The following is a 24,363-nucleotide window of genomic DNA, read 5'->3' on the forward strand; positions in this document are numbered from 1 at the left end:
AATTACCGGATGGGACGTTTTAAGCGTTCTTTTACCATTTCGAAACTTTTTTTACTGCTCCGTTCCCAGCGATAGATGTTGTACTTCTTTTCGGTCTTTTCTTTCTGTTTTGCCTCCTTACTGCAAATTTTTTCTACCCAATGGAAACGCTTCCTAGTGATTGAAATTATTAATTCCTCATCGTATCCAATAGCTTCTAAAGCATTTAATGCCGCAATGGAAACCTTATGAATGTTGTCATCAATAGCCCCTAACAAAATTGGGACAGATGAGGCTTGGCCGACTTGTTCCAAGGCCTCTGCTGCTAATTAACGTGTCCTATAGTTGCCTTTTTTGAGTGCATATTCTAGTTTATGTATAGCACCAGAATGCATCCAATCTAAAATAGTGTCTTTCGAAGGCTGAACTAGCTTCATTTTAAAGAGTAGAAATGTAAATGGGAGATGCATAAAAAAAGGAACATTATGGTATTAATAGGTCATAAAATTCAATGTTTTGTTACGATTATGCCTACGAATTACGTATGATTTTTCGATTAAGTACTTGAAAATAAATTGGTTATAAAAATATACGCAATTCATCGTATGTTTTGCCTTGGTCTTATTGTTGAGATTTGTCTCAGTATTAACCAATAAATTATTTCAACAATGAGAATTTTTAAAAACGTCCTGTTATTATTTACGTTGACATCGATAATAGCATTGACATCATGCAAAAGTGACGATGATGGTGGCGGCCCTGGCAATGCACCATCTGGGACTTTAGTGGCCAAGATAAACGGTCAAAATTTCCAGTCTTTGGATATTTCTTCTTCTGCTACCGTGGCAAATAACGGACAGAACCTTATCATTATAGCTTCTAGTAGTGATGGTAATGCCTTTGCGATAACTATTGTGGGTTATTCTGGCCCTGGAACCTATCCTATTGGAGGTGGAGCAAATATTTTTAACAGTGCCTCTTACACCGAGACGGATGTTGATATTAATAATCCCCAAAACTCTACCACAGAAATATGGCAAGCACCTTACGATGATACTCAGGTTGGGGAAATCAATATCTCCGAAGAGACAGATACCAAGGTCATAGGGACATTTGATTTTACTGGTAAAAATGTTAACGGCGATCAGTCGCTTAGGACGATTACCGAAGGGTCTTTTGATTTGAGCAAGCAGATTTCTTAACCTATTAATTAATCCATATGAAATCGCTATTAATTCAAATCAGAGCTTTAGTGATAGTTGCATTCTTTTTGAATGTAACTACACTAAATGCGCAAAAAGCTGAAGCGCCAGATCAGAGTTATCAAATGGGCGCTAAGATCAATGACATGACCATCACTCAAGGAGGGACAATGGTAGTGGCTACAAACGACGGTTTGGTCGGAATTAAGCCAGGTAAAGCAGATGTATTATTTAATTTCACTGAATATGGACGTGTAAAACCTGAAGAGCTAAAATTTGTACCCTTGTCTCCATACGTCGTGGTTGGACAAACAGGTTTTGGCGGGTTGCAGACCAAGAGTGCTGTTATAGACTACATGTCTGGGAATGTTCTTTTTAGTACTGAAAAAAATGGATGGAAAGCCATTGGTATGTCTGAAGTTTTGATGCCAGAAAATAAACTCATAGTAAGTGGTCAAAGAAAGGCTAAGGAAAAATATGCGCAAGCTGTGGCCATTTATGATCTGGACACCGGAAAACAGATAAGTTTCTATAAGTTTAAAGGCTCTAGACAAGCCATGGGAGTTCCGCTAGTACTATCAGATGGAGTTATTATTCCAACGACTAAAGGTCTAATAAAAGTCGATATGAATTCTGGAAATGTACTATGGGAAAACGAAATCAAGCAGGTCGGTTGGATGGTTGCGAGCGAGGACGAGAAAGACATTTATGCTTTTGCTTCGACCAGTAATAAGAAGAACACTAAGATTTATAAGATAAATAGTAGCGGGACTTCTGCTTGGGCTGATGAACGCAAGGTAAAAGGAAATGTTTCTAATTTTCAAATCTTATCACAAGGCCTTGCTGTGGTAAGTGATGTTGCAAATTCAGGTAAAAAGGGTCTAGGGAAATTAACAGCTGCTAAGGCAGAATCTAAAATAACTTTACTTAGTATACATGATGGATCTGATCTCTGGGAAAAAGCGCCTAAAACCAAAGGCTATGTTCAGCATTTTTATATTATGGAAGATGGTATTTTATTTGGCATTAAGGAAGGCGGAATCAATAAGATTTCCTATGATGGCAAAACATTATTTAAGAAACCTTTAAAAACTGGTGAAAATATCTTAACCATGGCTGAGACGCCGCAAGGGCTAATATATATTACCTCAGAAGATGCCAATATTGTTAATCTACAAACTGGAGAACAAGTTTGGGCAAAGCCACTTAAGTTTAAGAGGGCTGATGTAGTAAGTTCTGATTTCGATGGAAAGAATAACAGGTACCTTATAGCCGCGGACGAGAAGTTGTTTAGTATTAATGCAGCTTCTGGAACTTCAGAAATTTTAACCGAAGCTGAGTTTGATGGAAAAGAAGATCCTACAAAAATAGAAGTAAGAGATGGTGGTATTTTATTGACCTCTGATCAAAATATGATGTCTTTGGATTGGGATGGGGAAGCGAAATGGCATGAGTATTTTAGAGCCCCTGGCAAGAGCGCCTTTGGAGCCATACTCGCTGGAGCTATGGCGGTAGCCTCTACAACGATGGCTGCAAATGCATCATTTAGGGCAGGTGCAAACAGAAATGCTTTGGGACAATATAATAGCTATGGTGCACAAATGAAACGAACAGCAGACATGTTCTCGGCTATCGGTACAGCCTCATTTAATGAAATGGCTAAGCGCTTTAAAGCGACTTCTGCTACGCAAGACGCACAGTTTATTTTAACCAAGCTCGATGAGGGTGTAGGGCTAGTAAAGTTAAATAAAGATACAGGTGCAGTGGAAAAAGAAATAGTTCTAAAAGACAAAAAGCCTGTATATAAAGTCGATGAATTTGGTGGGTTTTTATATTACAAGCCAAATGATAAGACTATATATGCTTATAATCTTAACAACTAAATCTTATTGTTGAGATTTGTTATGATTAGGCGTGATTAGAATAGGTTAATTGCGCTTAATCTTTTTAAAATGCCCATTTATCGAAAAAAAGTGTTAAAAACTTAGATTTAGTAATATATTATTATGCTATTAATCAATTTTCTTAAAGGAGCATCAGTAATGTTTTCTACCGTAAAATGTAGAGATTTTCTGATGCTCTTTTTGTTTTCTAATATGAAAAAGCTAATTATCCTAACCATAGTCATTTTCATTGCACTATCTGCTGCCTCACAATCTAAAAATCAAAAGCATATCGACAGTTTACGCCAAGTATATTTGAAGAAAAAAGATCCATTAATTAAATATTCTGTCTATTACGATATTGGAAGACATTTTATGTCTATCAATTTAGACTCTTCAATAGCCATATTTAAAAGAGTGAACTTGCAAGCCTTAAGTATTGACAATGATACACTACAAGCCAAGGCCTTAATAGGTTTAGGACTGGCCTTTTCTGACAAATCCATGCTAGATTCTGCACAAGTATACTATGATAAAGCTGCAAAGGTTGTGGCGAGGACTAGTCACGACGATTTAAAATCCTCTCTATTTAATAACCGAGGCATCCTATTTTTTTATCAATCGGATTATACTTCTGCTCGAAGAGAGTTTGAAATGGTGTTGCAAATTGCGAAAGCAGCAGATGATTTAGAGGGGGTTTCTAGGAGTTACAATAATCTGGCGTTATGCGATTCGTATAATGGTGATTACGAAGGTGCTCTAGAAATGTATTTAGAATCCGCAAAAATCGCGGAGCAGCTCAATGATAGACTAGCGCTGGCAAAATGCTATAACAATATTGGGCTTTTGTATAGGGACATCGAAGATTATGATAAATCGGAAGACTATTTATTAAAATCCCTTGATATAAAACAAGAAGAAGGCTCTAAAATAGATATTATTGGATCCTATTTGAATTTAGGGGGAACTTTCAGAAAAATAGGCATCGCCAAAAAAGACACCACGCGACTTTTAAAAGCTAAGGACTACTACGAAAAAGCCTTACAACTAAGTAATGAGTCAAATTATATCAACGGACGTAATAATACTTATGTAAATCTAGCATTAATAGAAACTACGCTCGGTAATTATAAAAAAGGAATAGATTACGGAAAAAAGTCATTAGAAAATAGCATAAACAAAGGGGATACCCATGGCGAGTTGGTGTCTCGGATCAACTTAGGTGATGCCTATAGGTATGACAAACAATTTGGCTTAGCAGAAGAACAACTGCTAAAAGGATATGAAATGGCCAAAACAGCCAAGAATCTATATATACAAAAAGAAGCCAGTTTAATTATGAGTCTTTTAAATAGTGACCAAAACCGTTACAAATTGGCTTTAGATTATTATAAGGATTATTTTGACTTAACAGATTCTATTTCTTCAACCGAAGTCAAGAACAAGGTCAATGAATTGGAAACAAAGTATGAAACCGAAAAAAAGGAAAAACAGATTTTGATTCAACGCGCCACCTTAGCAGAACAGGATTTAGTGATTCAAAAAAGAAATTCTCAACTTGTTGGTTTAGGGGGATTACTATTGATTCTAGGTTTGGTAGGTTACCTGTTTTATAATCAACAAAGACTAAAGAATCAGCAATTGCAAAAGGAAAATGAGTTAAAAGATGCTCTGCTTAAAATTGAAACGCAAAACAAGTTACAAGAGCAACGTTTGCGAATAAGTAGGGATTTGCACGATAATATAGGAGCACAACTCACATTTATTATTTCCTCTTTAGATAACTTAAAATATGCTTTTGACATTAAAGATAAAAAGTTAAACACCAAGCTTGCCACCATTAGCCAGTTCACATCTGGAACTATATACGAATTGAGAGATACGATTTGGGCTATGAATAAAAGCGAGATTTCTTTTGAGGATTTACAAACAAGAATTTCAAACTATATCGATAAGGCACATCTATACGATTCTAATATTCAGTTTAGCTTTACCGTAAATGACAATGTGGATGTCTCTAAAAAATTTACTTCGGTAGAAGGGATGAATATCCATAGAATTATTCAAGAAGCTATACACAACAGTTTAAAGTACGCGAAAGCTTCCGAAGTAAAAGTTGAAGTTTATAAAATGGTTTCTAATCACGTCTTTAGAATTTCCGATAATGGAAAAGGGTTCGATTTAAATAAGACTAAGAGAGGCAATGGATTGTCTAATATGGAAAAAAGAACTACGGAAATTAATGGTAATCTTAAAATTGAATCTGTTTTAAATGAAGGGACAATTATAGAATTAAGTGTTTAGATGAACAGATACATTAATAATATAATTAAATGAAGACAAAAATAGCTATAGTTGATGATAATACATTTCTCATAAAGGCAGTTGAAGAAAAGCTTTCCTTCTTTGAGAATTTAAGTGTAAAATTTACCGCAATGCATGGGGAGGATCTCTTGGTACAGTTGGAGGATAATCATAATATTGATTTAATATTGATGGATATTGAAATGCCTGTAATGAATGGTATTGATGCTACGGAAAAGGTAAAGCAAAAATACCCTCACATTAAGATTATAATGCTCACTGTCTTTGACAATGATGAAAACATATTTAATGCTATAAAAGCTGGTGCGGACGGTTATTTATTAAAGGAAATTAATGCTGGTGATTTGCACTCGGGTATTTCTGAAACCTTAAATGGTGGGGCCGCTATGACCCCTTCTATTGCGCTTAAGACACTAAAATTACTTCGGAACCCATTTATAGAAACAAAAGAGAAAGAGGAGATAAAATTGACGAGTAGAGAGGTAGAGGTGTTAGAACAACTCAGTAAGGGATTAAGTTATAACGCTGTAGCGGAAAATCTCATCTTATCTACGGGTACAATTAGAAAGCATATAGAACATATATATCGCAAGCTACAAGTTCATAATAAGTTAGAAGCTGTAGAAAAAGCGAAACGCAATAATATCATTTAGGAGTAATTTGCACGCTATCAGGAACTAAAACAGTATAATCGCCATTATTTCTAATGACATCTCGAACTATAGATGACGAAATGTAGGAGGTTTTAGCAGCAGTTAGCAAGAAAACGGTTTCGATTTTTGAAAGTTTTCGATTGGTATGGGCTATGGCTTTTTCGAACTCAAAGTCGGCGGGATTTCTTAGCCCCCTTAAGATAAACTTAGCTCCTATTTCCTTACAATAATCTACTGTTAAGCCTTTATAAGTTGTGACTTTAACTTTAGGCTGGTTTTCAAATGCTTTTTCGATAAAAGCCTTTCGTTCTTCCAAAGAGAACATATACTTCTTATCCGCATTGATACCAATAGCAACTATAACTTCATCAAATAGCTTTACACCACGTTTTATAATATCATAGTGTCCGTTGGTAATTGGATCGAAAGACCCTGGAAATATGGCGCGTTTCATTTCATTGGATGTTTTTGATTTTTTGAATCACCAATCATGTGCATTAATTATCAAATATAACAAATCAAAAATCGTCAATCTCAAATCGTCAATTTTTTAAGGCTTCTTCAATGGCATTATCAAACAAGTCTTGCATACTAATGCCAGCTTCGGCAGCTTGTTGCGGTAAGATACTTTCTTTGGTTAAGCCAGGAACCGTATTCATTTCCAATAGATGAGGCTCATCATCCATAAAGATAAACTCACTTCTCGAAAAACCAGTCATGCCTAAGATATCATAGATCTGTTTAGCGACCTTTCGGGTTTTTTCTTCATAATCTTTAGAAATTCGGGCTGGTGTAATTTCTTGAGATTTGCCTTCATATTTTGCGGCATAGTCAAAAAAATCATTTTCAGAAACGATTTCGGTAATAGGGAGAACAGTGGTTTCACCTCTGTAAGAAATCACGCCTACAGATACTTCGACACCATCTAAAAACTGTTCGATGATGATTTCATTGTCTTCTTTAAAGGCGTGGTCAATAGCCGGTTTTAAGTCTTCTTTTTTATAAGCCTTAGTAATCCCGAAACTACTTCCGGCCTTATTAGCCTTAACAAAACAGGGCAAACCGACTCTGTTTATAATAGCATCTTCATCGATGCTATCACCGAGATTGAGATAGTAGCTTTCGGCTGTTTTTATACCATAGGGTTTTAGGGTTGCCAATAGGTCTCGTTTATTAAAGGTTAAAGCGGCCTGATACATAGCGCAACTCGTTTGTGGGAGATCCAACAGTGCAAAATAGGCTTGCATATAACCATCTTCGCCTGGGGAACCGTGAATGGCATTAAAGACACAATCAAAAGTGACTTTAGTACCATCTACTAGAACAGAAAAATCATTTTTATCAATAGGGAATTCATCACCTTCATCATTAACGAACACCCATTTGTGTTTGAAAATATGAATGCGATAGGCCTGATATTTTTCTGTGTCTAAGGTATGGTAAACGACATTACCGCTCTTTAGCGAAATCTCATATTCACTAGAGTAACCTCCCATAATAATAGCGATGTTTTTCTTCATGCTCTGTTTCGTATGCTTAAATGTAAAAGTATCATTTATTTTTAGACGTTCTCATTTTAGAGACTATTTTCAATAGCTATTAATCCACGCTGCTACCATCTAAATCTTAAGGGACATACGTATATTAATTTTATAACGTTAGATTATTTATTTAGATTTGTCAACCAATAAACAACCTATGAGTTTAGTTAAATTTTTAACCAGTAAAGTGTTTTTCAAACAATTAGCATTGGCTATTACGGCTATTGTGGTGCTCAGTTTTATTGTTTTAAGATGGCTAAACGCTACTACCAATCACGGTGAGTTTATCACAGTTCCGGATCTAAAGGGGAAATCTTTAGAGACTGTAAAAATAGAGTTGGAAGATAATAACTTGGAGTTTCAACTTCAAGACTCAGCAAATTACAACCCGAATTATCCCAAGTATTCCGTTATTGAGCAAAATCCAATCGCCGGTGCTCAGGTCAAGGAAAATCGTAAGATTTATTTAATTCTAAATCCATCTGGCTATCGTAAGGTTGAGGTGCCCAATATCTTAAAGCGAACGTTTCGACAGGCCAAACCACAGTTACAAGCATTGGAATTTAAAATTGGCAAAATCACGTATATCGACAATATCGGTAAGGATGTGGTGTTGGGGATGAAGCATGAAGGCAAAACCCTATCGCCAGGGACCTTGCTACCATTGACCTCTACTATTGATTTAGTTTTGGGTAACGGAAATCGCTAGACTATGGCTGATACTCCAGATATCTCCGAAGAAAATGAGCTTTACGAGCATTATGCGTTTAAGGTTGAAAAAGGCCAACAACCCTTACGCATTGATAAATACCTAATGAATTTTGTTGAAAATGCGACACGAAATAAAATTCAACAAGCAGCAAAGGACGGTAGTATTTTCGTTAATGGTAAGCCTGTAAAATCCAATTACAAGGTTAAACCCAATGACCATATCAGGGTTAAGTTTGAACATCCGCCACATGAGCATTTATTGGTAGCCGAGGATATCCCCATTGATATCGTTTATGAAGATGATGATGTCTTGGTGGTTAATAAACCAGCAGGTATGGTCGTCCATCCAGGTCATGGTAATTATTCGGGAACCTTAATTAACGGTCTCATTTTTCATTTTGAAAACCTACCGAACAATTCAAGTGAGCGACCGGGTTTGGTACATCGTATAGATAAAGATACCAGTGGTTTGTTGGTGGTGGCCAAAACCGAAAAAGCGATGGCTCATTTATCGAATCAATTTGCGGAAAAGACAAGCGAACGCGAATATGTAGCCTTGGTTTGGGGTAATGTTGATGATGATGAAGGAACCATTGAAGGTCATATAGGGAGACACCCTAAAAACAGGTTACAGAATACGGTTTATGAAGGAGACGAAACCTATAAGGGTAAACCTGCCATAACGCATTATAAAGTCTTAGAACGTTTGGGGTATGTAACTTTGGTGAGTTGTAAACTAGAAACGGGTCGTACGCATCAGATACGTGTGCATATGAAACACATAGGACATACCTTGTTTAATGACGAGCGCTATGGCGGTGAAAAGATCTTAAAGGGCACAACATTTTCGAAATACAAACAATTTGTCGAAAATTGTTTTAAGATACTTCCAAGACAAGCCTTACATGCAAAAACCTTGGGTTTTGAGCACCCCACAACGGGCCAATGGATGAGTTTCACTACAGCGTTACCCGAGGACATGCAGCAATGTATAGAGAAATGGAGGGACTATGCAACGCATTTAAAATAGGTCTAAAGAATTATAATCTAAATAATTAATTGGTGTAGGTCGCCTAATTTTGTACATTATAAATGTTATGAGAATAGACGAAGTCATATTATACACATCGCAAATAGAGGCACAAAAATTTTTTTATAGAAGCACTTTGGGTTTAGAACAACTATTAGATTCGCCAAATGAAATTTCTTTTAAAGTTGGTTATAGTGTTTTAACGTTTCGATATAAAAAAATGATGAAGCCATCGCATTTGGCATTTAACATTCCAGCCGGTTCTATTCTTAAAGCTAAAATATGGCTAGAAAAGCGTACAGCTCTTATTCAATCAGGTGAAAATTATATTGCTAATTTTGATAGCTGGAGAGCCAAATCAATTTATTTTTATGATGCTGATAGAAACATCATGGAGTTTATTGCCAGAGAAGCAATAAGCGCTGATTTAGAAGGGGGATTTTCTTCGCGGAGCCTCGTGTCTATTAGTGAATTGGGAATAGTTACCAATGATATTGAAACAATTTATAACAGTATCAATACTATAAAACCTATCCGTATTTTTGATGGGGACTTTTCACGTTTTTGTGCTTTAGGAAATGACGACGGTCTTTTTATTGTCATTGATAAGGCAAAAAAGAAATGGTATCCTACAAATGAAGAGGCCTTTACTTCAGAATTTAGTATCAGGGGGGATTATAATTTTACTTTTGAAAAGGGAAGGATTAAAACATAGACAATTATTATACAACTATCAAGATTAGTTGTTGAAGATATTTGAAACTGTTTCAATTAGGTTGTATTTTTACACTGAAAAAGAACTGTTGTTTAACCTCTAATTATAGTCCTACTTTTGTGGGAAATCAACTATGAAACTCGTATTATCACCTGCGAAATCTTTAAATTTTGAAAGCGAATTGCCAACGGCCAAAACTACTGAAGGTTGTTTTTTAACTGAGGCACAGCGTTTAAATAAGCTATTGAGAAAGAAGTCCGCCAAAAGCTTATCGAAGCTTATGAATATTTCAGCTAATCTTGGTCAGTTGAATTATGAGCGTAATCAAACATGGGAATTGCCATTCACATCGGATAATGCAAGACAAGCTTTATATGCGTTTAGTGGTGATGTGTACAGAGGTCTTGATACTTACACTATAGATGTTGAGAAATTGGGTAAAGTCCAGGATACAGTACGGATCATTTCGGGATTATACGGCATTTTGAAGCCCTTGGATTTAATTCAACCTTACCGATTGGAAATGGGCACCAGAATGTCAGTGGGCAAAAACAAAAACCTTTATGAATTCTGGAAGAAAAAAGTAACCCAATCCTTGAATGACGAATTAGAAGATGACGAGCTATTCCTAAATTTAGCTAGTAACGAGTATTTTAAGACGATAGATACAAAAGCTCTAAAAGTACCCGTGGTCACTGCCAATTTCAAAGATTTAAAAAACGGGCAGTATAAAACCATCATGACTTTTGCGAAACTGGCAAGGGGTTATATGACGAGATATATCATAGATACAGATGCTAAAACCCTAGATGATATTAAAGGTTTTAACTACGAAGGTTATGGGTATAGTGAAGCGCTGTCCTCTGAAAAAGAATTGGTTTTTGTAAGATAGTTGTTATCTTTAAAAAGTTAACCAATCTTCCATGTTTCGTTATTATTTAATACTTTTTATTCAAGGGTACTGTCTCTATCATATCTATAAAAACAAAAAACCTTATTACTGGTACTTTTTAGTATTCTTTATTCCTGTTATTGGGCCCATCATTTATTTTATCACCAATATTTATAATAGGAGGGATGCTGAGAAAATTCAAAGTGAAATCACCTCGATTATTAATCCTACGAAGAAGATTCGGGATTTAGAAAGCGCATTAGAATTTTCAGACTCTTATACGAATAGAATGGCACTTGCAGAGGCCTATGTAGAAAATGGGGATATGCCAAATGCCATCAAGAACTACAAACATACATTAAAGGATACAGACCAAAATGACTTATACGCCAGACAGCAACTGGTATTGTGTTATTTTCAAATTGAGGATTACGAAGCTGTTGTAGGGCAAGCTAAAAAGATTGTAGATAAATCTGAATTTGTAGGCTCTAAACAACAGTTTTGCTATGGTTTAGCCTTAAAAGAACTAGGGCAGGTCCAAGAGGCGGAAATACAATTGAAGCAAATAGACCGACCTTATTCTAATTACCATGAGCGCTTAGAGTTGGCTAAGTTTTATCTAGAAAATGGTAGAACTTCTGAAGGGATCGAATTATTGGAGGAAATTTCTTCTGAGTCTCAACACATGACTAAACCTAACAGACGTCTCTACAGACCGACCATTGTCGAAGTAGAGCGTTTATTGAAATCTTTATAATGTTTTTCCATAAACATCCTTACGAACCCTTTATTCAACCCGATACACAAAAGTTAATTGTCGGCACTTTACCACCTCCTCGATTTTCAACGGGTGAACTTTTGGAAAAGGACGTGGATTTCTGTTATGGGAGTTATTACAATTCCCTCTGGTTGTTTATTGATAAGATCCACAGTCTTAACCTACGCTATGACAATTCGCAGGAAGCCATCGATCAGCGAAAGCAATTTTTAATTGATCATCAGATAGGGGTTTGTGATATCGTAGAAAGCGCCGAACGCGAAAAGATTGATGCTTCAGATTTGGGGATGAAAAACATAAAACTAAGAAATGTGGTTGGTTACCTGAAGCAGTTTCCGAATATAGATACCATTTTATTTACAGGTGGTAACAGTAAAAATGGGCCTGAATATTTTTTTAGGAGACACTTAAGGGATTACGATTTAAAGCTGGAGTTAGTGAATAATGAAGTGCCTAGAATTCACCAATTTACTCTAAACAGTCATTCAGAGCGAAGCGAAGCATCTAAAAGTGAGACTCCTCAATCGCAAAGCTCATTTCGGAATGACATCAGAATCATCAAAACCGTTTCTCTAACCTCAGGTTCGGGAGCAGCCAATATCTCTATAAGTCGATTGCCCCTTTACAAGCAGCTAAAAGCCAAAAACCCCAACTTTAATACCTTTGATTTCAGAGTGATGCAGTACCGTGAGTTTTTATAAGTTTGGAATCCTGCGATTCTTTTTCTTATCCAAATAATGGCGAAGCACTCCACCTTTTACAGTATTCACATCGAACTCTACAATAAACGCTTTCGGATCCACTTTGTTAACAATGCGATACATTTTTTTGATATCGATACGGTTGATAATAATGTGTATAATATCAATATCTTCTGTTTTTCCAGAGCCTCCTATACCTCGCGTCCCTTTATAGAGTGTCATACCCGTACCGAGTTCTTTAGTAATCGCATCTTCTACTTTTTCGAATTTTTTTGAAACAATAGTAACACCAATAAAATCCTCGAACCCTTCAATAATCAAGTCCGTGACTTTAGCGGTTACGATATAGGTGAGAATGGAGTAGAGTGCAACTTCCACGGATAATATCATAGCTGTTATACTGAATAAAATCACATTAAAAACTAGGATAATCTGCCCGATACTTATTCCGAATTTATCATTGAGATATACACCAAGAATTTCAGAACCATCCAAGACCGATCCGTTACGAATAGAGATGCCAATACCAGCTCCTAAAAATAAACCTCCAAAAATGGAAATCAATAATTTATCGTCGGTTATGGTATCAAAATTTTCATAATAGATAAAAAAAGCTAATCCTAGAATACTAATGATTGATTTTATAACAATTCGTTTGGAGACGGTAAAATAACCTAGTATTAAAAAAGGAATACTAAACAAGACGAGAAGAAAAGAAATGTTGATGTCAACTTGTGTCCTAACCAATAAAGCAATTCCCGTAACGCCGCCATCCAAAAAGCCATTGGGTAGTAAAAAGGCTTTTAGTCCTATACTAGCAAGAACAATCCCGAAAGCTAGTTGCCCATATTCGGATAAGACTTTAAGAGTTCTAGAGCTTTTCAAGTGTTGGTTTTGTTTTTTTAAAAGATACAAAACCAAATCCGTTTGACCTTATTTAGAAATAAAAAAATCCTCTAGAATTTCTAGAAGATTTTTATAACTAATCGTCTGTTTTGTGTCTGCGCTGTTTGTGCTTTTTTCGGCGCTTTTCGGTATCTTCAATAAATGCCGTGTATTCTGTCATATCAATAACACCATTCCCATTGGCATCCATGGTTTCAAAGCGCTTTTTGATGCGCTCTTCCTTCGATAGTTCTTTTCTGGAAGTAAATTCTTCAAAGGATACAGCGCCGCTAGCATCCGCATCCAATTCTTTAAAGCGTTCGTCCATAAGTTCAGTTTTAATGTCTTCCCGTTTGCGATTATCCTTAAACTCGTCAAGAGATAATTCTCCATCTGCGTTGGCATCTAGTTTTTTAAATATTTTTTCTGGACTTGCACTTTTCTTTCCTCGTCTTTCTTGGGCATTGACCAATGTAATTGCGCCTAACGCAACGAGGCATAAACTCACTTTTAATGTTTTTGAAATCATATTTTTTATGTGTTTAGATACTGAAATAAGACCTCGGTATTTCGACTGCGCTCAGCACAGGGAAGCTCGGCCTGACAGTTCAGCAAATTATTAATGAACACTATTAGGACTGGCTTACTTTAAAAGGGTTTAATCGCAATATCTTTTTTGTGATAAAATTAACGAAGCTGACGTAAACCTTCGTAGACAATAACACTTACGGCATTGGCCAGATTTAGGCTCCTAATATGCGCGCTGAACATGGGGATTTTAAAGAGTTGTTCTCGATGTTTTTCGATTAGTGGTTTGGACAATCCAACGGATTCTTTACCGAAGATCAGGAACATATGATCAGTATATTTGATGTCCCAGTGAGATTTGTGTCCGTGACTGGATAAGAACACCATTTTAGCAGTGGCATTTTTTGAGAAGAATTCATCTGAAGATTCATAGTAAATAACCTCTATATGTTGCCAATAGTCCAAGCCAGCACGTTTTAGTCGTTTGTCGTCGATTTCAAAGCCAAAGGGTTTTACTAAATGTAATCTTGAGCCTGTGGCTAAGGCTAATCGCCCGATATTGCCTGTGTTGTTAGGTATTTCTGGTTCTATGAGGACTATGTTAAGTGGCATATGCTTTATCTTTCCTGCCTTCTTACTGTGTTAAGATAAATTAAGGTAGGAATCTGTTTTAATTTAGAATTCTATTTACAAAACTTTCAATACTATTAATACCCTCATTGGTCAAATGCTTTATAAAAGCACTACCAATAATGGCACCTTTTGCATATTGCGTGGCTTTAGTAAAGGTCTCATTATTCGATATTCCAAAACCAACAATTTGAGGATTCTTAAGGTGTAATGAAGCAATACGTTTAAAATAATCGGTTTGGGTATCTCCAAAACCACTTTTGGCTCCTGTAGTACTTGCGGAACTCACCATATAGATGAATCCGTTGGAAATAGAGTCGATATAACGAATGCGTTCTTCTGAGGTTTGCGGTGTAATTAAAAACACATTAATTAAGCCATACTTTTCAAAGGTAGTTTTATAGTGCTCATCATAGACATCAACTGGCAAATCAGGAAGTATTAATCCGTCAATTCCAAGTTCTTGACATTTTTTGCAAAAAGCCTCCACGCCATATTGCAACACCGGATTAAAATACCCCATAATGATTAATGGGATAGAGACGGAAGCCCTAATATCTTTGAGTTGTTCAAATAGTGTCTCAGTTGTCATTCCGTTTTTAAGCGCTGCTGTAGAGCTAGCTTGTATCGTTGGTCCGTCCGCCAATGGATCACTAAAGGGTAAACCTATTTCTATCATATCCACACCGCTGGTTTCCAAATTTTTAATGATGTTTACAGTATCATTAAGGTCGGGATAACCTGCTGTAAAATATATAGAAAGCAATTTTTTGTTTTCTTGTAGTTTTTGGTGTATTCTGTTCATGTTATTAAATGCCGTCACCCTGAATTTATTTCAGGGTCACATAATTTTTAGTGTTTCAAGTTTAGGATTTTTTTCTTTTATTAGATTTAGTTTCCATTCCTTATGCCAGTTCTTTAATTGCTTTTCTCTGTCTATAGCTTGATTCATGTCCGTGAACTTTTCAAAATAAATCAAATCCTTAAGGTTATACTTTTTTGTGAATTGAGAACCGGTGCCGTCAGCATGTTCAAATATGCGTTTAGACAAATTAGTGGTTACACCAATATAAAAGGTTGTTCGATAAGTATTGGTCATTATGTAAACAAAACTGTATTTCATTTCTAATGCGATGCTGAAACAAGTTCAGCATGACGTTATAATTTAAAATAATCAATATAGTTCTGTAAATCTTTATCGCCCCGTCCAGACAAACTGATCACAACAACATCATCTGGTCGAAAGGTTTTATGTTCAAAAATAGCCAGAGCATGACTGGTTTCTATAGCAGGAATAATACCCTCTAATTGCGCTAATTCTAAACCAGCAGTCATAGCCTCATCATCGGTAGCCGAATAAAATTCACCGCGACCAGATTTATAGAGGTGTGAGTGGAGTGGACCAACTCCAGGATAGTCTAATCCTGCTGAAATAGAATAAGGTTCGGTAATTTGACCGTCATCGGTTTGCATAAGCAAAGTCTTGCAACCATGAATAATACCTTCTTTTCCTAAGGCTGAAGTTGCAGCACTCTCGCCAGAATGAATACCTTTTCCCGCAGCTTCTACGGCGATGATACCAACCTTCTCGTTATCTAAAAAATGGTAGTAGGTTCCGGCTGCATTACTACCACCACCTATGCAGGCCACCACATAATCCGGATAGTCACGCCCTTCTTTTTCTTTGAGCTGCGATACAATCTCTTCGGAAATGACAGATTGAAATCGCGTGACCATATCTGGATAAGGATGTGGTCCAATTGCAGAACCAATAATATAATGGGTGTCTACAGGGTTGTTAATCCAATCCCTAATGGCTTCGTTAGTCGCATCTTTCAATGTTCTGCTACCGGATAATGCTGGTCGTACTTCGGCTCCTAGCATTTTCATCCGTGCTACGTTTGGGGCCTGGCGTGCAATATCTATTTCGCCCATATAAACGACACATTCAATGCCCATGAGAGCACATACTGTAGCTGTGGCGACGCCATGTTGTCCCGCTCCAGTTTCGGCAATAATTCTGTTTTTACCCAAACGCTTTGCCATTAGGATTTGGCCAATAGTATTATTGACTTTATGCGCCCCAGTATGGTTGAGGTCTTCACGCTTTAGATAAACCTTGGTATTGTATTTTTCTGAAAGGCGCTTAGCATAATACAACGGAGAAGGCCTGCCTACATAGTCCTTTAAAAGCTGGTGAAACTCCTCCTGAAAGGATGGCTCAGCCATGATCTTTAAATAGTTTTGACGAAGTTCTTCTACGTTGGGATAGAGCATCTCTGGAATAAAGGCGCCTCCAAATTCTCCGTAATACCCTTTGTTGTTAATGTTGTATGTCTGTTTCATAGTTTTTTGTCATTTCGACATGAGCGAAGCGATTGAGACACCTTTAGGTTCAGCGAAACTAAATCTCATTATGAGATGTCTCACATGCGTTCGACATGACATATTTCATTTTTAAATTGTTCTAATTCATCAATATGTTTTAATCCTGGTTCAATTTCAAATTTACTGTTCACGTCAATGGCATAGCAGTATTTGGATGCCTGCCTTGCGCCACCGCTAAAGCTATTGGCGGCACGCGGTCGCAGGAATGACAAAACACTGTCAATATCATCCAATCCAATACCACCGCTTAAAAAATAGGGTTTGGTCGATGGATAATCTTTCAAAACATCCCAATTAAATGCGTAACCGTTACCTCCTGGTAACTCTCCTTTGGTGTCAAACAAAAAATAATCGACGACGTCTTCGTAAGGTTTTAATACACTAAAATCAAATTTGTCTTTAATCGAAAAGACTTTGATGATTTCAATGGTGTTCTCATTGCGAAATGCGCCTTGCGATTTGGGCATGCTGTTATGAGAAATCTCGCTTTGCTCGACATGACATAGTGCTATTAATTTGGCACAATATTCTGGTGATTCATGTCCATGAAGCTGTATAGCATCCAATTGGTATTTTTCGACAAGATTGACAATGATTTCGATGTTTTCATCTACAAAAACGCCTACTTTTTTAATAGATTCAGGTAGTTTAGGGATAGCTCCCTCAAAATGTCGTGGTGATTTACCATAGAATATAAAGCCCAAATAGTCGGGTTGCAGTTTTGCAACTTCAGTAGTATTATATTTCATTCCGCAAATCTTCAGTTTCATAATTTGTCATTTCGACATGAGCGAAGCGATTGAGACACCTTTAGGTTCAGCAAAGGTAAATCTCATTATGAGATGTCTCACGGCCTGCACTGAGCATAGCCGAAGTGTTCGACATGACATTATTCATTCAATTCTCTTATAAATTCAAAAGCACTTTTCCCTGGATCATCCGTTTTCATAAAGTTCTCACCAATCAAGAAGCCTTTATAGCCATAGGGTTGCAATTCTTTAATAGCATTTACAGAACTAATCCCACTTTCAGAAACTTTGACAAAGTCATCGGGGATCTGTTCACTTAATGTTTTGCTCGTCTCTAAACTGACTTCAAATGTTTTCAGGTTTCTATTATTAACACCGAGCATATCTAATGACGGCATTATCGATTTTTGTAATTCTTCTTCATTATGAACTTCTAACAAAACGTCGAGATGTAAGCTTTTGGCCAATTCCGAAAATGTTTTGATTTCCGCTTTACTTAAAATAGCGGCAATCAGTAAAATAACGTCTGCACCTGAGGCTTTGGCTTCAATAATTTGGTATTCATCTATGATAAATTCCTTTCTTAAAAGTGGAAGTTTACAACTTGCCCTTGCTAAAAATAGATCGTCAAGCGAACCTCCAAAATACTTACCATCAGTTAAAACGGACATACCACAAACTCCTGCTGATTGGTAACCTGTAGCTACATCTTGAACATTTAGACGCTGGTTGATTACCGATTTAGAAGGCGACCGTCTTTTATGCTCGGCAATAATTCCTGAATCACTATACCTTAAAGCAGCCGCTAATGAATGTGTTTTTCTACCGAACAGTACTGAAGCTTCTAATTGTTTAATAGGAATCAATGATTTTCTCAAATCAACTTCTTTGCGTTTATCAGCTACTATGTTATCTAAAATGTTCATTTGCTCAATTCGATCAATTTATTCAAACTTTCTTTAGCTTTTCCACCGAGTAATGATGCCTTGGCTAATTCAAAACCGTCTTTGTGTGATATTTGCTTTACCGTTGCTATGGCCAAACCGGCATTGGCACAGACGACGTTATTATGTGCTTCAGTACCATTACCACTAATGATTTTTGTAAAAAGTCGCGCGGCTTGTTGTACTGAGTTACCACCAAAAATTTCTGACTGTTCAATTTGATCGACACCTAAATCCTGAGGTGCAAATAAAACTTCGGATGCGTTAGAAATAACTTTGGTCTTACCTGTTAATGAGATCTCATCATAACCATCTAATGCATGGACTATAGCGTAATTCTTATCGGTTTCCTGATAGAGATAGCTGTACAATCGTAACAATTCTAGGTTAAAAACGCCAACCATTTGATTTTTTGGAAACGAAGGATTTACCATGGGGCCGAGCATATTAAAAAAAGTTTTGACTCCTAGCGCTTTTCTAATGGGTGCCACATTTTTCATGGCAGGATGAAACAGAGGTGCATGTAAAACACAAATTCCTGCTGCGTCAATGCTACGTTTTAGGAAGTCGATATCATTAGAAAACTTAATGCCTAGTTCTTCCATAACATTGGAGGATCCACAAGCTGAGGATACCCCATAATTACCATGTTTAGTGACCTTGATACCTGCGCCAGCCGCCACGAATGAAGACAATGTCGAAATGTTAAACGTGTCTTTGCCATCACCACCGGTACCGCATAAATCAATGGTGTCGTGGCCTTCCAGGTCCACTGGAATACAAAGCTCTAAAAGCGCATCCCTAAATCCACGAAGTTCTTCAATGGTAATATTACGCATCATATACACTGTTAAAAAAGATGCGATTTGGCTTTGATTATAAGCACCATTTGAGATGTTTACCAAAACATTTTTAGCTTCTTCGCTCGAGATACTTTCTTGGTTGATTAATCTGTTGAGTAGTTCTTTCATATTTGTCATTCCTGCGACCGCGTGCGCTAAAGCTATAGCGGTGGCGCAAGGCAGTAATCTATTTAATTTTTATTATTTTATCTAGTCTAGCCTGTCTGTTCAGTAGACAGGTGTTACACTCTTGTCTCATATCAATCCTTAACTATTCACCCAATTCTCCAAAATCTGTTTACCATTTGGTGTCAAAACCGATTCAGGGTGGTATTGTACCCCTTTAACATCATAGACTTTATGTCTAAGCGACATAATTTGACCATTAGCATCATAAGAGGTCGCTTCTAAGCTATCTGGTAAATCATTGCTTACTACCCACGAATGATAACGGCCAACTTCGAAGCTTTTATCCAAGCCATCAAACAGATAATCGTCATCAACAGAAAGGGTCACATTAGTGGCCACCCCATGATACACATGCTCTAAATTATCTAAAGTCCCACCAAACACTTCGCCAATAGCCTGTTGTCCCAAACATACTCCCAAAATGCTTTTTGTAGGAGCATAGGTGGCTATGATGGCTTTTAAAAGTCCGGCTTCATCTGGAATTCCTGGGCCAGGCGATAGGACGATCTTATCAAAAGCATCGACTTCTTCAATCGTCAATTTATCATTTCTTTTAACAGTAACCTCACAATTTAAATCTTCTAAATAATGCACCAGATTATAAGTGAAACTGTCGTAATTATCTATGACTAATACCTTTTTCATATTAAATGTCTTTGGCTAATTCTATAGCTTTGGTTAAAGCCCCTAACTTGTTATATACTTCTTGTAATTCATTTTCTGGATTAGACTTTGCAACCAATCCGGCACCTGCTTGCCAGAACAGTTTATGATTTTTGCTCAAAAATGTTCTGATCATTATAGCATGGTTAAAATTGCCTTTAAAATCCATAAAACCAATGGCTCCTCCATAGAAGCCTCTACTGGTTTTTTCATACCTTTCAATAAGTTGCATGGCCATATGTTTTGGAGCCCCACTTAAAGTACCGGCAGGGAAGGTGTCTGCTACCACTTGCATGGTATCTGCATCTTTGCTTTTAATTCCGGTTACTTTGCTTACCAAATGTATAACGTGAGAAAAAAATTGTACTTCTCTATAATTTTCTACCGTGACATGGCTGCCATGGCGGCTTAAATCATTTCGTGCTAAATCAACGAGCATAACATGCTCACTATTTTCTTTATCGTCATTGATGAGTCTTTCGGCAAGTTCGGCATCTTTAAGATCGTTCCCCGTACGTTTAAACGTTCCGGCAATGGGATGGATTTCAGCCTTACCGTCTTTTACAACCAATTGGGCTTCTGGTGAACTACCAAAAATTTTGAAGTTTCCATAATCAAAATAGAATAGGTAAGGTGAAGGATTGATACTACGTAGGGCACGGTATACATTAAACTCATCGCCGCTAAATTGTTGCGAAAATTGTTTGGATAATACTAACTGAAACACATCTCCTCTGGCACAGTGTTGTTTTGCTAGTTCAACATGCTGTTTGTACTCATCATCGGTAAGGTTAGAAGTAATATCACCTTCGTCGCTAAAATTATAGGAGGCGTATGGTTTTGTTTTAATGAGTTGATGAATAGCGTCTATATTATTCTCTGTATCGAAACAGTGTGCAAAAATATAAGCTTCGTTTTTAAAATGGTTAATGGCAATGATATTCTGGTAAATAGCATAGTAGATGTCTGGGATATCTATGGCTTCTTCCTTTTTTGAAATCTCAATATCCTCAAAATATTTAACCGCATCGTAAGCTGTATAGCCAAAGATCCCGTTGTTGATAAACTTAAAGTCGTTGTTGGAATCGACCTTAAAACGTTGTGTAAACTTATGAATTTCGTCTACAACACCTACAGTGTCTACGAAGTTGTTTTTAGAACTGCCATCCGGATAGCTTTGAGAAATAACACCGTCCTTAACTTGTATGGAAGCTATAGGGTTACAGCATATATAGGAAAAACTATTATCACTGGCATGGTAATCACTACTTTCAAGTAATATACTGTTTGGAAATTTGTCTCTGATTTTGAGGTAGATACTAACGGGTGTAATGGTATCAGCTAATATCTTTTTGTAATGTGTATATAGACTAAATGTTTTCATAGTTATGCCGCGCGTTGCGCATGATATCTTTTTATTTATGCATTTATTTTTAACTATTAGTAAAATTCTGAAACCGTACTTCCACTAACTTCTACTGCCTTTTCGTCGCACAACGCCTTCAAAGGGGTAGTGCATAATACAGTGATTCAGAACAATGAAAAAGGCTTGTCGTGAATGACAAGCCTCTTTTTATATGATACGTACCAAGGATTATTTCACGAACATGAGTTTGAGAAATTCCACCACCAAGTATGTGTTATTATTGTTTTCATCTTACAGGTCAAATATAAAAACGATAATTTTTAATTTCAAACATTTTAGCCTGAAATATTTATTTTTTTAATTTCTGATTATAATTAGGTAAAATATAAAGGCATCATGCTATCCCTTGTATGGATTAGATGTTTCATATAATTTTTTGTTAATTATTAAATGGGCTACAAATGGATTAATACCTTTATGGCATGAAGCGATTACTATTGGTATTAATGACCTGTATTTTATCGTGCAAAAACGATACCTCCAATACTGTTGATGTGTCCGTGGCAGCTGTCCAAGAAGATGCTACAGTTACTAATGCACAATCTGATATTGATTTAAGGATTTATGACTATGATGGTTTAGAACCACTGATCAATAAAACAGACAATAAGATTCATGTTGTGAATTTTTGGGCAACATGGTGTGCACCCTGCGTAAAGGAATTGCCTTATTTTGAAGCAATTAAAGAGAAATACGAAAGCAATAATGTTGAGGTGTTATTAGTAAGCTTGGATTTTCCTAGAAATTATGATTCTAAGCTCAAACCATTTATTAAAAAACACAATTTAAAATCCGAAGTTGTAGCATTTGATGATGTTGACCAGAACAGATGGATACCAGCAATTAATGAAGCATGGACGGGTGCTTTACCAGCAACTATTATTTATAATAACGAAAAGCGACAGTTTTACGAAAGGTCGTTTACCTTAGAAGAATTAGAAACTGAATTAAAACAATTTTTAAGCCCATAAGCTTTCTGTCAGTACGCAGCACGAGACTTCGAAAGGCAGATGGATAGAAACCATCTTTGACTTAATAATTAAATATTTTTCAGTATTAGAAAGAACAACTTAGTAAAGAATAAAAATCCTAAAATTTAAAACAATGAGAACTTTAAAATTACTTACAGTGTTAGTCGTAGCGGTCGTTGTATCAGCTTTTACAATTAAAGCTGATGGCAATGGTTACAAGATTGGCGATATCGCTACTGACTTTAGTTTAGAAAATATCGATGGCAAAATGGTGTCGCTTTCAGATTTCAAAGATGCCAAAGGTTTTATTGTCATTTTTACATGTAATACCTGCCCTTATGCCGTAGCTTATGAAGATAGAATAGAAGCATTAAATAAAAAATATGCTAAAAAAGGCTACCCTGTAATAGGTATTATGCCGAACGATACGGATATTAAACCTGGAGACAATATGGAGTCTATGAAAGCAAGGGCGAAAGCAAAGGGATTTACCTTTCCTTATTTAATGGATAAAGGCCAAGACATCTATCCACAGTATGGAGCTACCAAAACCCCGCATGTGTATATTTTGGAGAAGACTAAAAAGGGGAATATGGTAAAATATATCGGAGCTATCGATGACAATTACAAAGATGCCGGAGCTGTAAAAGAAAAGTATGTCGAAAAAGCGGTTGATGCCTTATTAGACGGAAAGGCTGTTGAAGTTAATCAGACTCGAGCCATAGGCTGTTCTATTAAGGTAAAGTCATAAAATAGGCAGATAAAAAGAAATTATGTTAAATATTGAATCCGAAGTGTAACACTTCGGATTTTTTTTCGTCTATTTCATAAGGAAATGTTAATTTTGTTCAATAAAAATGCTATAAAAAGTGGATTTATTACAAAATGATTGGACAAAACAACTAGAAGCAGACAATAATTCTGTTGTTTTGGATGTTAGAACTCAAGAAGAGATAGATCTAGGTATCATACCTGGGGCTATCCACATTGACATATATAGGGGGCAAGGTTTTGTTGATGAGGTCAGTCGACTAGATAAAACCAAAAGCTATTATGTGTACTGTAAGGCTGGTGGACGAAGTGCACAGGCCTGTGCGGTGATGAACCAGATGGGGTTTGAAAACACCTACAATTTAGTAGGAGGGTTTAGTGAATGGCAAGGTGAGGTTGCCTTCAACGAATAAACGAGAAATAAAATGAAAAAATTAATCATAATTGCTTGCTTGTTATTAGCAGTTGGTTTTGCTACCAGCTGTATTAATAGCAAAATAGAAAATGCCGAGGTCAAACTTGTTACGGCCGAAGAAATGCAATCCATTCTGGAGTTAGAAGATGTTCAGTTGGTTGACGTGCGTTCCGAAAAGGAATACAAACAAGAACATATTGTAAATTCTCAGAATATAGATTTTAGCTCCCCAACTTTTGACGAAGATATATCCAAATTAGACAAAGAAAAGCCTGTAATTCTATATTGTAAAGGAGGCGCAAGAAGTGCAAAATGTGCAAAAAAACTCAAAGAAGCAGGTTTTGAAAAAGTATATGATCTTGAAGGCGGCATTTCTAAATGGCGACATTCTGATAAAATAAAACTTGAAGTAAAATCTTAAAATAGCAACCGAACGAAAGTTCGGTTTTTTTTGTCCACCCTATTTTATTTCAAATTCATTAGGTTTTTATAAATTAGACGACTCTTAAAAACTAATGGAGTCGTAAGACTTACATTTGTATAATAACACAT

28 protein-coding genes are annotated in these 24,363 nt (G+C 36.5%); 14 read left to right on the forward strand and 14 right to left on the reverse strand.

Annotated features, from left to right (window positions below; genetic code table 11):
* Positions 1 to 2 precede the first annotated feature (2 nt).
* Complete coding sequence (locus ACO052_RS08495; protein ID WP_422107581.1) at positions 3 to 293, reverse strand: HEAT repeat domain-containing protein; 291 nt, start codon at positions 291 to 293, stop codon at positions 3 to 5.
* Positions 294 to 647: 354 nt separating this feature from the next.
* Between ACO052_RS08495 and ACO052_RS08500 the strand changes: the two genes are divergently transcribed.
* From ACO052_RS08500 to ACO052_RS08515, 4 genes are all read left to right on the forward strand, one after another.
* Positions 648 to 1,181 (forward strand): DUF6252 family protein, encoded by a 534-nt coding sequence (locus tag ACO052_RS08500; RefSeq protein ID WP_422107582.1) that lies wholly within the window; start codon positions 648 to 650, stop codon positions 1,179 to 1,181.
* A 17-nt stretch (positions 1,182 to 1,198) separates the two neighbouring features.
* Entirely contained in the window at positions 1,199 to 3,064 is a 1,866-nt protein-coding gene (locus ACO052_RS08505; RefSeq protein ID WP_422107583.1) for a PQQ-binding-like beta-propeller repeat protein, read from the forward strand.
* Positions 3,065 to 3,277: 213 nt separating this feature from the next.
* Entirely contained in the window at positions 3,278 to 5,368 is a 2,091-nt protein-coding gene (locus ACO052_RS08510; protein WP_422107584.1) for a tetratricopeptide repeat-containing sensor histidine kinase, read from the forward strand.
* A 29-nt stretch (positions 5,369 to 5,397) separates the two neighbouring features.
* The gene (locus tag ACO052_RS08515; RefSeq protein WP_422107585.1) at positions 5,398 to 6,042 is read left to right on the forward strand and encodes a response regulator; all 645 of its coding nucleotides are present in this window, start codon (positions 5,398 to 5,400) and stop codon (positions 6,040 to 6,042) included.
* Here ACO052_RS08515 and coaD read toward each other — a convergent pair.
* Together coaD and ACO052_RS08525 are read right to left on the reverse strand one after the other, a co-directional pair.
* The gene (gene coaD / locus ACO052_RS08520; protein WP_422107586.1) at positions 6,035 to 6,496 is read right to left on the reverse strand and encodes a pantetheine-phosphate adenylyltransferase; all 462 of its coding nucleotides are present in this window, start codon (positions 6,494 to 6,496) and stop codon (positions 6,035 to 6,037) included. The genes ACO052_RS08515 and coaD overlap by 8 nt on opposite strands.
* 88 nt (positions 6,497 to 6,584) lie before the next feature.
* A complete protein-coding gene (locus tag ACO052_RS08525; protein ID WP_422107587.1) occupies positions 6,585 to 7,562 on the reverse strand; it encodes a D-alanine--D-alanine ligase in 978 nt (325 codons plus the stop codon).
* Between the two features lie 178 nt (positions 7,563 to 7,740).
* Here ACO052_RS08525 and ACO052_RS08530 point away from each other — a divergent pair, with 178 nt between their 5' ends.
* The 6 genes from ACO052_RS08530 (at position 7,741) to ACO052_RS08555 (ending at position 12,410) form a co-directional block, all read left to right on the forward strand.
* Positions 7,741 to 8,292: a PASTA domain-containing protein gene (locus tag ACO052_RS08530; RefSeq protein ID WP_422107588.1), complete on the forward strand. Its 552-nt coding sequence runs from the start codon at positions 7,741 to 7,743 to the stop codon at positions 8,290 to 8,292.
* A gap of 3 nt (positions 8,293 to 8,295) precedes the next feature.
* On the forward strand, positions 8,296 to 9,324 hold the full coding sequence (locus ACO052_RS08535) for an RluA family pseudouridine synthase (protein ID WP_422107589.1): 1,029 nt from the start codon (positions 8,296 to 8,298) through the stop codon (positions 9,322 to 9,324).
* Between the two features lie 67 nt (positions 9,325 to 9,391).
* On the forward strand, positions 9,392 to 10,039 hold the full coding sequence (locus ACO052_RS08540; protein WP_422107590.1) for a VOC family protein: 648 nt from the start codon (positions 9,392 to 9,394) through the stop codon (positions 10,037 to 10,039).
* 133 nt (positions 10,040 to 10,172) lie between these two features.
* On the forward strand, positions 10,173 to 10,931 hold the full coding sequence (gene yaaA, locus ACO052_RS08545; protein ID WP_422107591.1) for a peroxide stress protein YaaA: 759 nt from the start codon (positions 10,173 to 10,175) through the stop codon (positions 10,929 to 10,931).
* Between the two features lie 31 nt (positions 10,932 to 10,962).
* A complete protein-coding gene (locus tag ACO052_RS08550) occupies positions 10,963 to 11,688 on the forward strand; it encodes a hypothetical protein (protein WP_422107592.1) in 726 nt (241 codons plus the stop codon).
* Positions 11,688 to 12,410, forward strand: coding sequence for a uracil-DNA glycosylase family protein (locus tag ACO052_RS08555; RefSeq protein ID WP_422107593.1), 723 nt, complete (start codon positions 11,688 to 11,690; stop codon positions 12,408 to 12,410). The genes ACO052_RS08550 and ACO052_RS08555 overlap by 1 nt, the downstream gene beginning before the upstream one ends.
* Here ACO052_RS08555 and ACO052_RS08560 read toward each other — a convergent pair.
* From ACO052_RS08560 to ACO052_RS08610, 11 genes are all read right to left on the reverse strand, one after another.
* The gene (locus ACO052_RS08560) at positions 12,405 to 13,295 is read right to left on the reverse strand and encodes a YitT family protein (RefSeq protein ID WP_422107594.1); all 891 of its coding nucleotides are present in this window, start codon (positions 13,293 to 13,295) and stop codon (positions 12,405 to 12,407) included. The genes ACO052_RS08555 and ACO052_RS08560 overlap by 6 nt on opposite strands.
* A 97-nt stretch (positions 13,296 to 13,392) precedes the next feature.
* Positions 13,393 to 13,824, reverse strand: a complete 432-nt coding sequence (locus ACO052_RS08565; RefSeq protein WP_422107595.1) for an EF-hand domain-containing protein — start codon at positions 13,822 to 13,824, stop codon at positions 13,393 to 13,395.
* A gap of 158 nt (positions 13,825 to 13,982) precedes the next feature.
* On the reverse strand, positions 13,983 to 14,435 hold the full coding sequence (locus ACO052_RS08570; protein ID WP_422107596.1) for a tRNA (cytidine(34)-2'-O)-methyltransferase: 453 nt from the start codon (positions 14,433 to 14,435) through the stop codon (positions 13,983 to 13,985).
* A 58-nt stretch (positions 14,436 to 14,493) separates the two neighbouring features.
* A complete protein-coding gene (gene trpA / locus ACO052_RS08575; RefSeq protein WP_422107597.1) occupies positions 14,494 to 15,258 on the reverse strand; it encodes a tryptophan synthase subunit alpha in 765 nt (254 codons plus the stop codon).
* Between the two features lie 36 nt (positions 15,259 to 15,294).
* Complete coding sequence (locus ACO052_RS08580) at positions 15,295 to 15,576, reverse strand: GIY-YIG nuclease family protein (protein WP_422107598.1); 282 nt, start codon at positions 15,574 to 15,576, stop codon at positions 15,295 to 15,297.
* A gap of 35 nt (positions 15,577 to 15,611) precedes the next feature.
* Positions 15,612 to 16,799, reverse strand: coding sequence for a tryptophan synthase subunit beta (gene trpB, locus ACO052_RS08585; RefSeq protein WP_422107599.1), 1,188 nt, complete (start codon positions 16,797 to 16,799; stop codon positions 15,612 to 15,614).
* A gap of 80 nt (positions 16,800 to 16,879) precedes the next feature.
* Positions 16,880 to 17,611, reverse strand: coding sequence for a phosphoribosylanthranilate isomerase (locus ACO052_RS08590; protein WP_422107600.1), 732 nt, complete (start codon positions 17,609 to 17,611; stop codon positions 16,880 to 16,882).
* 119 nt (positions 17,612 to 17,730) lie between these two features.
* Positions 17,731 to 18,516, reverse strand: a complete 786-nt coding sequence (gene trpC / locus ACO052_RS08595; protein ID WP_422107601.1) for an indole-3-glycerol phosphate synthase TrpC — start codon at positions 18,514 to 18,516, stop codon at positions 17,731 to 17,733.
* On the reverse strand, positions 18,513 to 19,505 hold the full coding sequence (gene trpD, locus ACO052_RS08600; protein WP_422107602.1) for an anthranilate phosphoribosyltransferase: 993 nt from the start codon (positions 19,503 to 19,505) through the stop codon (positions 18,513 to 18,515). Before trpD ends, trpC begins: the two co-directional genes overlap by 4 nt.
* 138 nt (positions 19,506 to 19,643) lie before the next feature.
* Positions 19,644 to 20,210 (reverse strand): anthranilate synthase component II, encoded by a 567-nt coding sequence (locus ACO052_RS08605; RefSeq protein ID WP_422107603.1) that lies wholly within the window; start codon positions 20,208 to 20,210, stop codon positions 19,644 to 19,646.
* A gap of 1 nt (position 20,211) precedes the next feature.
* A complete protein-coding gene (locus ACO052_RS08610) occupies positions 20,212 to 21,612 on the reverse strand; it encodes an anthranilate synthase component I family protein (RefSeq protein WP_422107604.1) in 1,401 nt (466 codons plus the stop codon).
* Between the two features lie 464 nt (positions 21,613 to 22,076).
* Here ACO052_RS08610 and ACO052_RS08615 point away from each other — a divergent pair, with 464 nt between their 5' ends.
* The 4 genes from ACO052_RS08615 to ACO052_RS08630 all read left to right on the forward strand — a co-directional run bounded on the left by ACO052_RS08615 (position 22,077) and on the right by ACO052_RS08630 (position 24,232).
* On the forward strand, positions 22,077 to 22,625 hold the full coding sequence (locus tag ACO052_RS08615) for a TlpA family protein disulfide reductase (protein ID WP_422107605.1): 549 nt from the start codon (positions 22,077 to 22,079) through the stop codon (positions 22,623 to 22,625).
* 133 nt (positions 22,626 to 22,758) lie between these two features.
* Complete coding sequence (locus ACO052_RS08620) at positions 22,759 to 23,376, forward strand: thioredoxin family protein (RefSeq protein ID WP_422107606.1); 618 nt, start codon at positions 22,759 to 22,761, stop codon at positions 23,374 to 23,376.
* 118 nt (positions 23,377 to 23,494) lie between these two features.
* Positions 23,495 to 23,809, forward strand: a complete 315-nt coding sequence (locus tag ACO052_RS08625; protein ID WP_422107607.1) for a rhodanese-like domain-containing protein — start codon at positions 23,495 to 23,497, stop codon at positions 23,807 to 23,809.
* Between the two features lie 12 nt (positions 23,810 to 23,821).
* Entirely contained in the window at positions 23,822 to 24,232 is a 411-nt protein-coding gene (locus ACO052_RS08630; protein WP_422107608.1) for a rhodanese-like domain-containing protein, read from the forward strand.
* The last annotated feature ends 131 nt before the right edge of the window (positions 24,233 to 24,363 follow it).

This window comes from Winogradskyella sp., from assembly GCF_965228925.1.
In the GTDB taxonomy this organism is placed as follows: Bacteria; Bacteroidota; Bacteroidia; order Flavobacteriales; family Flavobacteriaceae; genus Winogradskyella.

Excerpts from the sequence above, each read along its gene's own strand:
- ACO052_RS08500 (WP_422107582.1), top strand. The coding sequence starts at position 648 with ATGAGAATTTTTAAAAACGTCCTGTTATTATTTACGTTGACATCGATA.
- ACO052_RS08505 (WP_422107583.1), top strand. The coding sequence starts at position 1,199 with ATGAAATCGCTATTAATTCAAATCAGAGCTTTAGTGATAGTTGCATTC.
- ACO052_RS08510 (WP_422107584.1), top strand. The coding sequence starts at position 3,278 with ATGAAAAAGCTAATTATCCTAACCATAGTCATTTTCATTGCACTATCT.
- ACO052_RS08515 (WP_422107585.1), top strand. The coding sequence starts at position 5,398 with ATGAAGACAAAAATAGCTATAGTTGATGATAATACATTTCTCATAAAG.
- coaD (WP_422107586.1), bottom strand. The coding sequence starts at position 6,496 with ATGAAACGCGCCATATTTCCAGGGTCTTTCGATCCAATTACCAACGGA.
- ACO052_RS08525 (WP_422107587.1), bottom strand. The coding sequence starts at position 7,562 with ATGAAGAAAAACATCGCTATTATTATGGGAGGTTACTCTAGTGAATAT.
- ACO052_RS08530 (WP_422107588.1), top strand. The coding sequence starts at position 7,741 with ATGAGTTTAGTTAAATTTTTAACCAGTAAAGTGTTTTTCAAACAATTA.
- ACO052_RS08535 (WP_422107589.1), top strand. The coding sequence starts at position 8,296 with ATGGCTGATACTCCAGATATCTCCGAAGAAAATGAGCTTTACGAGCAT.
- ACO052_RS08540 (WP_422107590.1), top strand. The coding sequence starts at position 9,392 with ATGAGAATAGACGAAGTCATATTATACACATCGCAAATAGAGGCACAA.
- yaaA (WP_422107591.1), top strand. The coding sequence starts at position 10,173 with ATGAAACTCGTATTATCACCTGCGAAATCTTTAAATTTTGAAAGCGAA.
- ACO052_RS08550 (WP_422107592.1), top strand. The coding sequence starts at position 10,963 with ATGTTTCGTTATTATTTAATACTTTTTATTCAAGGGTACTGTCTCTAT.
- ACO052_RS08555 (WP_422107593.1), top strand. The coding sequence starts at position 11,688 with ATGTTTTTCCATAAACATCCTTACGAACCCTTTATTCAACCCGATACA.
- ACO052_RS08565 (WP_422107595.1), bottom strand. The coding sequence starts at position 13,824 with ATGATTTCAAAAACATTAAAAGTGAGTTTATGCCTCGTTGCGTTAGGC.
- ACO052_RS08570 (WP_422107596.1), bottom strand. The coding sequence starts at position 14,435 with ATGCCACTTAACATAGTCCTCATAGAACCAGAAATACCTAACAACACA.
- trpA (WP_422107597.1), bottom strand. The coding sequence starts at position 15,258 with ATGAACAGAATACACCAAAAACTACAAGAAAACAAAAAATTGCTTTCT.
- ACO052_RS08580 (WP_422107598.1), bottom strand. The coding sequence starts at position 15,576 with ATGAAATACAGTTTTGTTTACATAATGACCAATACTTATCGAACAACC.
- trpB (WP_422107599.1), bottom strand. The coding sequence starts at position 16,799 with ATGAAACAGACATACAACATTAACAACAAAGGGTATTACGGAGAATTT.
- ACO052_RS08590 (WP_422107600.1), bottom strand. The coding sequence starts at position 17,611 with ATGAAACTGAAGATTTGCGGAATGAAATATAATACTACTGAAGTTGCA.
- trpC (WP_422107601.1), bottom strand. The coding sequence starts at position 18,516 with ATGAACATTTTAGATAACATAGTAGCTGATAAACGCAAAGAAGTTGAT.
- trpD (WP_422107602.1), bottom strand. The coding sequence starts at position 19,505 with ATGAAAGAACTACTCAACAGATTAATCAACCAAGAAAGTATCTCGAGC.
- ACO052_RS08605 (WP_422107603.1), bottom strand. The coding sequence starts at position 20,210 with ATGAAAAAGGTATTAGTCATAGATAATTACGACAGTTTCACTTATAAT.
- ACO052_RS08610 (WP_422107604.1), bottom strand. The coding sequence starts at position 21,612 with ATGAAAACATTTAGTCTATATACACATTACAAAAAGATATTAGCTGAT.
- ACO052_RS08615 (WP_422107605.1), top strand. The coding sequence starts at position 22,077 with ATGAAGCGATTACTATTGGTATTAATGACCTGTATTTTATCGTGCAAA.
- ACO052_RS08620 (WP_422107606.1), top strand. The coding sequence starts at position 22,759 with ATGAGAACTTTAAAATTACTTACAGTGTTAGTCGTAGCGGTCGTTGTA.
- ACO052_RS08630 (WP_422107608.1), top strand. The coding sequence starts at position 23,822 with ATGAAAAAATTAATCATAATTGCTTGCTTGTTATTAGCAGTTGGTTTT.